At 66.2% G+C, this 11,934-nt stretch carries 10 protein-coding genes; 7 read left to right on the top strand and 3 right to left on the bottom strand.

Translation table 11 applies throughout. The features are described from left to right. Positions 1–35: 35 nt before the first annotated feature. From ACO05L_RS09280 to ACO05L_RS09270, 3 genes are all read right to left on the bottom strand, one after another. Entirely contained in the window at positions 36–1,013 is a 978-nt protein-coding gene (locus tag ACO05L_RS09280) for a peptidase (RefSeq protein WP_421728894.1), read from the bottom strand. A gap of 136 nt (positions 1,014–1,149) precedes the next feature. Continuing rightward, positions 1,150–2,487: an HlyD family type I secretion periplasmic adaptor subunit gene (locus tag ACO05L_RS09275; protein ID WP_421728893.1), complete on the bottom strand. Its 1,338-nt coding sequence runs from the start codon at positions 2,485–2,487 to the stop codon at positions 1,150–1,152. Further along, the gene (locus ACO05L_RS09270) at positions 2,484–4,226 is read right to left on the bottom strand and encodes a type I secretion system permease/ATPase (protein WP_421728892.1); all 1,743 of its coding nucleotides are present in this window, start codon (positions 4,224–4,226) and stop codon (positions 2,484–2,486) included. Before ACO05L_RS09270 ends, ACO05L_RS09275 begins: the two co-directional genes overlap by 4 nt. Before the next feature lie 214 nt (positions 4,227–4,440). Between ACO05L_RS09270 and eno the strand changes: the two genes are divergently transcribed. The 7 genes from eno (at position 4,441) to lpdA (ending at position 11,910) form a co-directional block, all read left to right on the top strand. Beyond that, complete coding sequence (gene eno, locus ACO05L_RS09265; RefSeq protein ID WP_421728891.1) at positions 4,441–5,718, top strand: phosphopyruvate hydratase; 1,278 nt, start codon at positions 4,441–4,443, stop codon at positions 5,716–5,718. 100 nt (positions 5,719–5,818) lie between these two features. Then, a complete protein-coding gene (locus tag ACO05L_RS09260; RefSeq protein WP_421728890.1) occupies positions 5,819–6,148 on the top strand; it encodes an FtsB family cell division protein in 330 nt (109 codons plus the stop codon). 124 nt (positions 6,149–6,272) lie between these two features. Then, entirely contained in the window at positions 6,273–7,319 is a 1,047-nt protein-coding gene (pdhA, locus tag ACO05L_RS09255; RefSeq protein ID WP_421728889.1) for a pyruvate dehydrogenase (acetyl-transferring) E1 component subunit alpha, read from the top strand. Beyond that, complete coding sequence (locus tag ACO05L_RS09250) at positions 7,316–8,722, top strand: pyruvate dehydrogenase complex E1 component subunit beta (protein WP_421728888.1); 1,407 nt, start codon at positions 7,316–7,318, stop codon at positions 8,720–8,722. Before pdhA ends, ACO05L_RS09250 begins: the two co-directional genes overlap by 4 nt. Further along, positions 8,719–10,020: a pyruvate dehydrogenase complex dihydrolipoamide acetyltransferase gene (locus ACO05L_RS09245; protein WP_421728887.1), complete on the top strand. Its 1,302-nt coding sequence runs from the start codon at positions 8,719–8,721 to the stop codon at positions 10,018–10,020. Before ACO05L_RS09250 ends, ACO05L_RS09245 begins: the two co-directional genes overlap by 4 nt. Positions 10,021–10,025: 5 nt before the next feature. Continuing rightward, positions 10,026–10,514, top strand: a complete 489-nt coding sequence (locus ACO05L_RS09240; protein WP_421728886.1) for a glutathione peroxidase — start codon at positions 10,026–10,028, stop codon at positions 10,512–10,514. After that, entirely contained in the window at positions 10,507–11,910 is a 1,404-nt protein-coding gene (gene lpdA, locus ACO05L_RS09235; protein ID WP_421728885.1) for a dihydrolipoyl dehydrogenase, read from the top strand. Before ACO05L_RS09240 ends, lpdA begins: the two co-directional genes overlap by 8 nt. Positions 11,911–11,934: the final 24 nt, after the last annotated feature.

Raw genomic sequence — 11,934 nt, 5'->3', positions numbered from 1 at the left:
GTGGGGCGTCCGCTCGGCGGACGCCCCACAGTTCGTTACGGGGTTTCGGTGATCGACAGGGTGGTCGAAGCGGTGTCGTCGCCATAGGTGCCGACCCAGATGTCATAGACGCCGCTCTGTGGGCTGTTGAAACGGACCTCGGCGTCGCTGTTGCCGCCCGTGTCGTCGTCACAGTACCAGCGGCCGTCGGGACCATTGACCACCAGGGTCGTGTCCGACCGCGACCGGGCGCGGATCACCAGCGGCAGGAAGCTGCTGTCATAGGTGACCTGAAGATCCGGGGCGGCGCTGATCTTGCCGACGCAATAGCCGCCCAGGTTGCTGGCGTCGTAGGTTCCACCGGCGACCAGATCGATACGATAGGGATCGGGCGTGAAGCCCGAATCCAGGCGGATTTCGCCGAAGTTCGCCGTCAGGCTGGAATCCGGCGCACCGCCGCGATTGGCGCCGCCCCGATTGTCATTCCCGCGATTGTCGCGCCCACGATTGTCGCCGTTGTCATACATTCCGCGCGGGCGGTCCGACGAATATTGGCCGCCGCCATTACCGCCGTTGCCGCTTTCGGTCACCAGCAGGGCGCCGCTGACCAGGTCGCCGCCGTAGCTCCCGATCCAGACGTCATAAACACCGCTGCGAGGCGTGTTGAACCGGACCTCGGCGTTCAGCGAGCCGCCGCCGTCGTCGTCGCAATACCAGGACCCATCGGGGCCATTGACCACCAGGGTGGTGTCCTCGGACGCCTCGGTGCGGAAACTGAGGGCATAGCTGCCCGCCTCGTAGGTCAGACGGAAATCAGGCGCCTCGCTGATCTTGCCTGCGCAACTACTGCTGAGGCGCGAAGCGTCGGTGCCGCCGCCCGCATAGACGCTGACACGATAAGGATCGGGCGTGAAACCGGCGCCCAGCCGGACATTGCCGGAGATCGGGTTCAGGCTGGCGTTCTGGGCCAAGGCCCCGGTCGAAACGGCCATGGTCATCGCGATGGCCGACAGAGCGACAGTATGCAGCTTCATGGTTTCCCCCTCAGGATTTCCAGCGCGCCGGCCGCCGCTCCCTCTGAAGAGGGTACGCCGGTGAACTTCGCAGGAATCTACAGCGATCAGCGTGCGCCGACCATCGAAAAGATCAGCGCTCTTCGCGCCTTGCCCGCTACTGCTCGCGCCCGGAGCGCCACAAGGTGTGGGCCAGCGGCTCCAGCAGATAGTCGAGCGCTGTGCGCTTGCGTAGAGGCACGATCACCTCGACGGGCAGGCCTGGACCGACCGTCTGGGCCGCCGGCCCCAGCAGGGCCATCTGGGCGGGCGGAACCCGGATTTCCGCCGTGAAATAGCTGCGCCCCGACTGCTCATCGACGAAACTGTCGGCCGAGATCCGTGTCAGTTGGCCGTGGATGATCGGCACGGCTCGGTCGTGGATGGCCGAGAAGCGCACCTGAGCGTCCTGGCCGACGCGGATATTGTCGGCGTCGACGGGCGACACCCGGGCCGAAATGACCAGATTGGCCTCGTCCGGCACGATCTCCATCAGAATCTGGCCCGGCGCGACCACGCCTCCGACCGTATGCGTGCTCAACCCGACGACGCGACCGGCGACCGGCGCGCGGATTTCGCTGCGTTCGATCTGATCTACGATGGCGTCGCGGCGCGGCCGAAGGTCATTCAGCTGGATTTCGACCTGACGAAGCTGGTCGGCGACATCCTCGTCGCGCTCGGTCGTCACGCCGGACATCTGCAGACGGGTTTCGCCGATGGCCTCATTGGCCTGAGCGATCTGGGCGCGCAGGGCGCCGTTCTCGCCGTCCAGCGCAGCCGCCGTGCGTTCCAGGGCGCGAACACGGTTCTCCGGCGCAAAGCCGCGTGCCGCCAGTGACCGCATTCCGTCCAGTTCCTCGCCGATCAGCCGGCGCTGTTCGATATTCGACTCGACCTGACGGTTCAGGCCATCGATCTGCTTCGACAGTTGCTCGATCCGCTGCCCCAGAATGCCGACACGGGTCGATCGGCCGCTGCCGCGGGCGCCGAACTGCAGACGCTGAAGCCGCATCGCCTCCTGGGCCAAGGCCGCGTCTTCGGGGGCGAGGCCGTTGAACTCGGGCGGGGAGGGGATGGCGCGCAGGTCGTCGCGCTCGGCGATCATCCGCGCGCGCTGGGCCAGCAGGGCGAAGACCTGGCCTGTCAGGCTGCGTTCCCCGGCGGTCAGTTCGCTGGTGTCCAGCGAGACCAGAATCTGGCCGCGAGAGACGGTATCGCCCTCGGCCACGGACAAGGTGGTGATGGTGCCGCCCTCGCGGTGCTGGACCGCCTGACGACTGCCTGACACCGTGATCTGACCGGGCGCATAGGCCCCGGCGTCCAAGGGGGCGAAGGCCGCCCAGCCCAGGAAGACGACGAAGAACAGGATGGCGACCACGGCCCCAAAGATGATCTCCTTGCGGGGCGCATCTGACGGCGGGGTCGAAGCTGAGGGCAGGGATGCGAGGTCGGTCATTGTACGCTCGCCACACGGGGGCCTGGACGGTTCTGCTGGATACGAGCCAGCACATCGTCGCGCGGCCCCATAAGCTCCACGGCGCCGTCGCGCATCAGCAGCAGGCGATCGACCTTGGCCAGGACACCCGCGCGGTGGGCGATGATGACGACGGTCGCGCCACGCGCCGCAGCGCCTGCAATGGCCGTCATCAAGGCCGCTTCACCCTCCTGATCCAGGGCGGAGTTGGGTTCGTCGAGCACGATCAAGGCAGGGTCGCCGTAAAGCGCACGCGCCAGTCCGACCCTTTGGGACTGGCCGGCGGACAGGCCCGCGCCGTTCGGACCGAGCACAGCGTCATAGCCGCCGGGCAGTTTCTGGATCAGGTCGTGAGCCCCGGCGGCGCGGGCCGCGGCGACGGCGGCGGCGTCGATGTCCTGGGCCGCGCTTCCATCAGCCGCGGCGAAGCGCGAGATATTGTCCTTGATCGACCCGGCGAACAGGGTCGTTGCCTGGGGCAGATAGCCGATGTGGCGCGCCAGCCGGTCGGCGTCCCAGGATTCATAGTCCGCGCCGTCCAGCCGGATGGTCCCAAGGCCCGGAGTTTGAGCTCCGGCGATGACGCGGGCCAGGGTCGTCTTGCCCGAGCCGCTGGAGCCGATGACGCCCAGGGTCTGGCCGGGAGCCAGGCGCAGGGAGACGTTCTTCAATTGGGGTTCATCGCCGGGATTAAAGCGGACGCTGACGCCTTCGACCGAGAGGTCGCCGGTCGGGGCGGGCAGGGCGGTGCGTTCGCGGTCCAGGTCGCTGGCTCCGACGAACAGTTCGACGACGTTCTTCCAACTGGCCAGGCCCTGGACCAGGCCGGGCCAGGCGCCGACCAGTTGCTCGATGGGCGCGACAGCCCGGCTCAGGAGCACCGAGGCCGCGATGATCGCCCCGGCCGAAATCTGCCCCTCGATAGCCAGAAGGGCGCCCAGGCCCAGAGCCAGGGATTGCAGCACCAGCCGCACGAATTTGATCGCCCCGCCGTAGCGACCGCCGGTGAACTGGGCATCAACATTGGCCGAGGTCGCGGCGGCGCGTTCCTGCAGCTGGCGCGAGGTGAGCGAGCGACGCATCCCCAAGGCGCGGACCACCTCGGCCTGATGGGCGATGCTGTCCTGGGCGGCATAGGCACGGTTCTGGGCGGCGATGGCGAGTTGAAGGCGCGGCCGCGTGTCCCGTTCGTTCAGGATAGCCAGACCCATCAACAGCAAGGCGCCGACGAGGCTGAGCAGGCCCAGGGCCGGATGCAGCAGGAAGGCCACCAGAATGTATATCGGGGTCCAAGGCGCGTCGAACAGCGCCATGACGCCCGGACCGGCGACGGCGGTGCGGACATTATCGAACTCGCGCAGAGCCTGGGTCGAGCGGGACGCCGTTTCCTGCCGGGCGATGACCCGAGCGAGGACGGGGCCTGCCAGCTGTCGATCCAGCCTCAGGCCCGCTCGCACCATGAGCCGCGTCCTTAGGCCGTCCAGCAGGGTCAGGGAGGCCAGGGCGAAAACGGCCACAAGGGTGATCAGGATCAATGTCAGGACGCCGCCCGTCGGCACAACCCGGTCATAGATCTGCATCATGTAGATGGTCGGTGTCAGATAGAGCAGGTTCACCAGGGCGCTGAACACCGCCGCAGCGATCACGTGCCAGCGACAGGCACGCAACGCGGCGGCCAAGGGTTTCACGCCCGGCGAGTCAGGCAACAGGGCTTTGAGCACGTCGGTCTCCGGCGAATGCCGAATCTCTACACGCGAGATCGACCCTTAGGCGAGAGCCGCCCATGAAATCTCTGATTGAGGCGACCAGCGAGGTTCAATCTCACGCACATCGAGGCTTAGGCGAGAGGGATCCTGCCGTTGGGGTTTGTCGATTCGCGGTCGCCGGGCTAAACCGCGCCCGTTCTCTTCAACGCCTTCGCCAGAGCCCAGCCGCATGACCGACATCGCCGACATCGTCGCCCGCCAGATCCTCGACAGCCGCGGCAATCCGACCGTCGAGGTCGATGTCACACTGGATGACGGTTCGTTCGGTCGCGCCGCCGTGCCCTCGGGCGCATCCACGGGCGCTCACGAGGCGGTCGAACTGCGCGACGGCGATATGACGGTCTGGGGCGGCAAGGGCGTCCAGAAGGCGGTCGACGCCGTCAATGGCGAGATCTTCGATGCCCTCAGCGGCATGGACGCCGAGGACCAGCGCCGGATCGACGAAGCCCTGATCGTTCTGGACGGCACCGACAACAAGGCGCGTCTGGGCGCCAACGCCATCCTGGGGGTGTCCCTGGCCGTGGCCAAGGCCAGCGCCATTTCCGCCGGTCTGCCGTTGCACCGCTATGTCGGCGGCATCTCGGCCCGCGTCCTGCCGACCCCGATGATGAACATCATCAACGGCGGCGCCCACGCCGACAATCCGATCGACATTCAGGAGTTCATGATCCTGCCGACCGGCGCCGAGAGCTTCTCCGAGGCCCTTCGGATGGGCTCGGAAATCTTCCACGCCCTGAAGAAGCAACTGAAAGACGCCGGCCACAACACCAATGTCGGTGACGAAGGCGGTTTCGCCCCCAACCTGGGTTCTGCCGAGGAAGCCCTGAGCTTCATCACCAAGGCAGGCCAAGCGGCTGGCTATCTGGCCGGCGAGGACTTCCACCTGGGCCTCGACGTCGCCGCCACCGAGTTCTTCAAGAACGGCAAATACAACCTGGCCGGCGAAGGCAAGACCTTCGACGCCGAGGGCATGGTCGGCTATCTGGCCGATCTGTGCGAACGCTTCCCCATCGTCTCCATCGAGGACGGCTGCTCGGAAGATGACTTCGATGGCTGGAAGCTGCTGACCGACCGCCTGGGCGACCGCGTCCAGATCGTTGGCGACGACCTGTTCGTCACCAACCCGGCCCGTCTGGCCGCCGGCATCGGCGAAGGCCTGGCCAACTCGATCCTGGTCAAGGTCAACCAGATCGGCACCCTGTCCGAGACCCTGGACGCGGTCGATATGGCCCACCGCGCGGGCTATACCGCCGTCATGAGCCACCGCTCGGGCGAGACCGAGGATTCGACCATCGCCGACCTGGCCGTGGCCACCAACTGCGGACAGATCAAGACCGGGTCCCTGGCCCGTTCGGATCGCACGGCCAAATACAACCAACTGCTCCGCATCGAGGAGATGCTGGGCGACCAGGCCTCCTACTACGGCGACGGAATGCTGTTGAAATAGGGGAGATTATCCCCGTTTCGTAACGGCTCAGCTACGGTTCGTTAGGCATTCCCGGTCATCTTCGGTTGACCAGTATCCACGCTTAGAATGAGCGTCTGAAATGCCCGAGCGGATGAAACCGTATTTCCCAGTAGCCGTGTTGTCGTTGTTGTTCGTCTATCTGGGCGTTCAAGCTCTCACCGGAGAGCGCGGCATCCTGAGCGGCTCGGCACGCGACGCCCTTCTGGTGCAGCGAGAGGCCCAGCTTCTGACGCTGGCGGAACAGCGCGCGGACCTTGAGGTCCGCGTGCGCTATCTGCGCACCGGCAGTCTTTCGCGAGACCTCTTGGAAGAGCGCGCCCGCGCGGTGCTCGGCTTTGCCGATCCGCACGATTATGTGGTGCGCGTCTCCGCACCCGCACAGGCCGCCGCAGCACCGATCGCCTCCTGAACTATTGTTACAGTCAAGCCGGGTCGCTTTGCGTTTCGGGAACGAAGGCTGCTAAAGCCGCCTTTCCGTAACGATAGGATGCCCCAAGCCGACGTGGTTGGGGGGCACAGCCGGGAGACGCCGGATGGCGAGAGCCGCCGCAGCCAAGACTGCTTCCAAGCCCAGCAAATCGGCAGACAAGTCGATCCCGAACACGCCAAAGGCGTCCAAGGACGACCTGCTGCGGTATTACCGCGAGATGGTGCTGATCCGCCGCTTCGAAGAGCGCGCAGGCCAGCTGTACGGCATGGGTCTGATCGGCGGCTTCTGTCACCTCTATATCGGCCAGGAAGCCGTGGCTGTTGGCGTTCAGGAGAGCGTCAAACAGGGCCACGACAAAATCATCACCGGCTATCGCGACCACGGCCACATGCTGGCCGCCGGCATGGATCCCAAGGAAGTCATGGCCGAGCTGACCGGTCGCTCGGGCGGATCGTCCAAGGGCAAGGGCGGGTCGATGCACATGTTCGACACGGCCACCGGCTTCTACGGCGGTCACGGCATCGTCGGCGCCCAGGTGGCGCTGGGCACGGGCCTGGCCTTCGCCGGTCGCTATCGCGGCGATGATTCGGTCGCCTTCGTCTATTTCGGCGACGGCGCCTCGAACCAGGGTCAGGTGTACGAGAGCTTCAACATGGCCCAGCTGTGGAAGCTGCCGGCCATCTACATCATCGAGAACAACCAGTACGCCATGGGCACGAGCATCGAACGCTCGTCCTCGACGACCGAACTCTACATGCGCGGCGCCAGCTTCGGCATCCCGGGCGAGCAGGTCGACGGCATGGACGTGCTGGCGGTCAAGGACGCCGTCGAACGCGCCGTGGCCCGCGCCCGCGCCGGCGACGGGCCCTTCATCCTTGAGGTGAAGACCTATCGCTATCGCGGACACTCGATGTCCGACCCGGCCAAATACCGCTCCAAGGAAGAGGTCGACGAGGTCAAGAAGACCCGCGACCCCATCGACCACGTCAAGATGCTGCTCGACGAGGCCGGCGCCAAGGAAGACGAGCTCAAGGCTATCGACGCCGAGATCAAGGCCATCGTCGCCGAGGCCGTCCAGTTCGCTCAGGAAAGCCCCGAGCCGGACCCGAGCGAACTTTATACCGACGTCTATGTGGAGACAGCAGCGTGACCGACATCCTCATGCCGGCGCTGTCGCCCACGATGGAAGAGGGCACCCTGACCAAATGGCTCGTCAAGGCGGGCGACGTGGTCAAGGCGGGCGACGTGATCGCCGAGATCGAGACCGACAAGGCTACGATGGAAGTCGAGGCTGTGGACGAAGGCGAAGTGCTGGAAATCCTGGTCGCCGAAGGTTCCGAGGGCGTGAAGGTCAATACGCCGATCGCCCGTCTGGCCGGCGACGACGCCGCACCTGCGCCCAAGGCTGATGCGGGCAAGGCTGACGCGGCCGCCGCACCTGTCGCCGTCGCCAAGGACAATGGTGACGAAGCCAAGGCCGGCGATCCGGAGAAGGCTCCCGCCGAACCCGCCGAGGTCGAGGCCGCCGCGCCCAAGACCGAACTGCGCGACCCGGAAATCCCGGCCGACGCCAAGCTGGTCAAGACCACCATCCGCGACGCCCTGCGCGACGCTATGGCCGAGGAGATGCGCCGCGACGACGCCGTCTTCCTGATCGGCGAGGAGGTCGCCCAGTACCAGGGCGCCTACAAGGTCAGCCGCGAGTTGCTGCAGGAGTTCGGCGACAAGCGCGTCGTCGATACGCCGATCACCGAGCACGGCTTTGCCGGCCTGGGCGTCGGCGCGGCGATGGCGGGCCTGAAGCCGATCGTCGAGTTCATGACGTTCAACTTCGCCATGCAGGCCATCGACCACATCATCAACTCGGCGGCCAAGACCCTCTATATGTCGGGCGGTCAGATCCGTGCGGGCATCGTCTTCCGCGGCCCCAACGGCGCCGCCAGCCGCGTCGGCGCCCAGCACAGCCAGGACTATTCCGCCTGGTACGCCCAGGTCCCTGGCCTGAAGGTCGTCGCCCCCTATGACGCCGCAGACGCCAAGGGCCTGCTGAAAGCCGCGATCCGCGATCCCAACCCCGTCGTCTTCCTCGAGCACGAGATGATGTACGGCCTGGAGTTCGACGTGCCCGAGGTCCAGGACTATCTGGTTCCGATCGGCAAGGCCAAGGTCCGCCGCGAGGGCACCGACGTCACCATCACCGCCCACAGCCGCATGGTCGGCTTTGCCCTGCAGGCCGCCGAGACCCTGGCGGCAGAGGGCATCTCCTGCGAGGTCGTCGATCTGCGGACCCTGCGCCCGCTGGACCACGAGACCATCGTCGAAAGCGTCAAGAAGACCAGCCGCCTGGTCTCGGCCGAGGAAGGCTGGGGTCCGATGGGCGTCGGCGCCGAGGTCGTGGCCCGCGTCATCGAACACGCCTTCGACTACCTGGATGCGCCGCCGATCCGGGTGCATCAGGAAGACGTGCCTCTGCCCTACGCCGCCAACCTGGAAGCCCTGTCCCTGCCGGGCGCCGACAAGATCGTTGTGGCGGTCAAGAAGGTGATGGCATGACCGACATCCTGATGCCCGCCCTGTCGCCCACGATGGAAGAGGGCGTGCTGGCCAAGTGGCACGTCAAGGTCGGCGATACGGTCAAGGCCGGCGACGTCATCGCCGAGATCGAAACCGACAAGGCGACCATGGAGGTCGAGGCCGTCGACGAGGGCAAGATCACCGACATCCTGGTGGCCGAAGGCTCCGAAGGCGTGAAGGTCAACACCCCCATCGCCCGACTGACGGAGGAGGGCGGCGCGTCCGCTCCCGCCGCCAAGGCTGAGGCGCCCAAGGCCGAAGCCTCCAAGGCCGCTCCCGCCGCCGAGACGCCCAAGCCTGCCGAAGCGACCAAGGCTGCCCCTGCGGCTGCTCCGACTCCCGCAGCTGCTGCGGCTCCGGCGAAGTCGGGCGAGCGCATCTTCGCCTCGCCCCTGGCTCGCCGTCTGGCCCAACAGGGCGGCGTCGATCTGTCCGCCATCAAGGGCACCGGCCCGCACGGCCGTATCGTCCGCCGCGATGTCGAAGGCGCACCCAAGGGCGCCGCCAAGCCTGCCGCCACCACGGCCCAGGCCGGCGGCATCGAGGCGCGCAAGGTCCAGTCCCTGGCCGACATGGGCATCCCGGACGGCAGCTATGACCTGATCCCGCTGGACGGCATGAAGAAGGCCATCGCCCGCCGCATGGTCGGGTCGATCCAGAACGTGCCGCACTTCCCGCTGTTCATCGACGTCGAGATCGACGCCCTTCTGGCCGCGCGCGCCCGGATCAACGCCCTGCTCGAAAAGTCGGGTGTGAAGGTCTCGGTCAACGACTTCGTCATCAAGGCCGCCGCCATGGCCCTGAAGGCCGTGCCGGAAGCCAACGCCAGCTACAGCCCTGAGGGCATCGCCATGCACCACCATGCCGACGTGGCCATGGCCGTGGCGATCGACGGCGGCCTGATCACCCCGATCATCTTCAAGGCCGAAACCAAGACCCTGTCGCAGATCGCTGTAGAGTCGAAGGATCTGGCCAAGCGGGCGCGTGAGAAGAAGCTGAAGCCCGAGGAATTCCAGGGCGGCACCTTCAGTGTCTCGAACCTGGGCATGTTCGGCATCAAGTCGTTCTCCTCGATCATCAACGAGCCCCAGGGCGCGATCATGAGCGTGGGCGCAGGCGAGCAACGGCCTGTCGTGAAGAACGGCGTCCTGGCTGTGGCGACCGTGATGACGGTCACCGTCACCTGCGATCACCGCGTGGTGGACGGCGCGACCGGCGCCCGCTTCCTGCAGGCCTTCAAGCCGCTGATCGAAGACCCCGTGACGATGCTGGCCTGAGGCCCATGACGACGGCATACGATTTCACCGCGCGCGGCATCGACGGGACCGAGGTCTCGCTCGACCGCTTTCGCGGTCAGGCGTTGCTGATCGTCAATACGGCCTCCAAATGCGGCTTCACCGGCCAGTACGCCGGACTTGAGGCTCTGCATCGGGATTATGCGGACAAGCCGTTCGAAGTGCTGGGTTTTCCCTGCAACCAGTTCGGCGCCCAGGAGCCGGGCCTGGCGTCGGAGATCGCTTCCTTCTGCGCCACCAGCTTCGATGTGTCCTTTCCGCTGTTCGACAAGGTCGAGGTCAACGGCCCGAACCAGCATCCGCTCTACGCCTGGCTGACGGAGCAGAAGCGCGGCTTCCTCGGCTCCAAGGCCATCAAGTGGAACTTCACCAAATTCCTGGTCGACCGCGAGGGCAGGGTGGCAGCCCGCTACTCGCCCCAGACCGAACCCGCGGCCATCGCCGCCGACATCGAGAAGCTGATCCAAAATGGCTGAATTCGACCTCATCGTCATCGGTTCCGGTCCTGGCGGATACGTCGCCGCCATCCGCGCCAGCCAGCTGGGCCAGAAGGTCGCCATCGTCGAGCGCGAGAACCTGGGCGGCATCTGCCTGAACTGGGGCTGTATCCCGACCAAGGCCTTGCTGAAGTCGGGCGAGAAGTTCGAGAGCCTGTCCCATCTGAAGGACTACGGTCTGTCCGCCTCGGGCGCGACCTTCGACTTCGACGCCATCATCCAGCGTTCGCGCGGCGTGGCCTCGACCATGAGCAAGGGCATCACCTTCCTCATGAAGAAGAACAAGATCGAGGTCATCGAAGGCTCGGCCAAGCTGGAAAAAGGCGCGGCTGCTCCGAAGGTGGTCATCGCTCTGAAGGCGGGCGGATCGCGCACGGTCGAGGCCAAGGCGGTCATGCTGGCCGTCGGCGCCCGCGCCAAGGCCATCCCGCAGATCGGCCTGGAAGCCGACGGCGACCGGATATGGGCCTATCGCGAGGCCCTGGCGCCCAAGTCCATGCCCAAGTCGATCGTCGTCATCGGATCGGGCGCCATCGGCGTGGAGTTCGGCAGCTTCTATCGCGCCCTGGGCGCCGAGGTCACGATCGTGGAAGCGGTCGACCGCATCATGCCCGTCGAGGACGAAGAGGTCTCCAAGGCCGCTCAGAAGTCGTTCGAGAAGCGCGGCATCAAGTTCCGCACCGGCTGCAAGGTCACAAAGGTGTCCAAGTCGGCCAAGGGCGTGTCCGTCGCCATCGAGGCGGGCGGCAAGGCCGAGACGCTGGAAGCCGAGATCTGCATCTCGGCGGTCGGCATCACCGCCAACACCGACGGCATCGGGCTTGAGGCGATGGGCGTCAACATGGACCGGGGCCACATCACCATCGACGGCCATTGCGCCACGAACGTGAAGGGCCTGTACGCCATCGGCGACTGCGCTGGCGCGCCCTGGCTGGCGCACAAGGCCAGCCACGAAGGCATCCACGCCGCCGAATACATCGCCGGCTACAAGACCCCCAACGTCGTCTCGCCCATCGCCGGCTGCACCTATGCCCAGCCCCAGGTCGCCTCGGTCGGGGTGACGGAGCAGGGCGCGCGTGAGGCCAAGCGCGAGGTCAAGATCGGCCGCTTCCCCTTCCGCGTGAACGGCAAGGCCGTGGCGGCGGGCGAAATCGACGGCTTCGTCAAGGTCATCTTCGACGCCAAGACCGGCGCCCTGATCGGCGCTCACATGATCGGCCACGAGGTCACCGAGATGATCCAGGGCTATGTCACCGCCATCACCATGGAGGCGACCGAGGAAGACATCCACGGCATCGTCTATCCGCATCCCACCATGTCGGAAGCCATGCACGAGGCGGCGCTGGACGCCTACGGCCGGACGATCCACCTGTAGGAACCATCGACCGCAGGAGCGGGT

It is taken from the genome of Brevundimonas sp., assembly GCF_965227765.1.
Taxonomy (GTDB): Bacteria; Pseudomonadota; Alphaproteobacteria; order Caulobacterales; family Caulobacteraceae; genus Brevundimonas.
The sequence above is the reverse complement of the archived record's forward strand: the minus strand, read 5'-3'. Positions and strand labels throughout refer to the sequence as shown.

Bases quoted from the DNA above. Each gene is read 5' to 3' on its own strand.
- ACO05L_RS09280 (WP_421728894.1), bottom strand. From the start codon at position 1,013: ATGAAGCTGCATACTGTCGCTCTGTCGGCCATCGCGATGACCATGGCC.
- ACO05L_RS09275 (WP_421728893.1), bottom strand. From the start codon at position 2,487: ATGACCGACCTCGCATCCCTGCCCTCAGCTTCGACCCCGCCGTCAGAT.
- eno (WP_421728891.1), top strand. From the start codon at position 4,441: ATGACCGACATCGCCGACATCGTCGCCCGCCAGATCCTCGACAGCCGC.
- ACO05L_RS09260 (WP_421728890.1), top strand. From the start codon at position 5,819: ATGCCCGAGCGGATGAAACCGTATTTCCCAGTAGCCGTGTTGTCGTTG.
- pdhA (WP_421728889.1), top strand. From the start codon at position 6,273: ATGGCGAGAGCCGCCGCAGCCAAGACTGCTTCCAAGCCCAGCAAATCG.
- ACO05L_RS09245 (WP_421728887.1), top strand. From the start codon at position 8,719: ATGACCGACATCCTGATGCCCGCCCTGTCGCCCACGATGGAAGAGGGC.
- ACO05L_RS09240 (WP_421728886.1), top strand. From the start codon at position 10,026: ATGACGACGGCATACGATTTCACCGCGCGCGGCATCGACGGGACCGAG.
- lpdA (WP_421728885.1), top strand. From the start codon at position 10,507: ATGGCTGAATTCGACCTCATCGTCATCGGTTCCGGTCCTGGCGGATAC.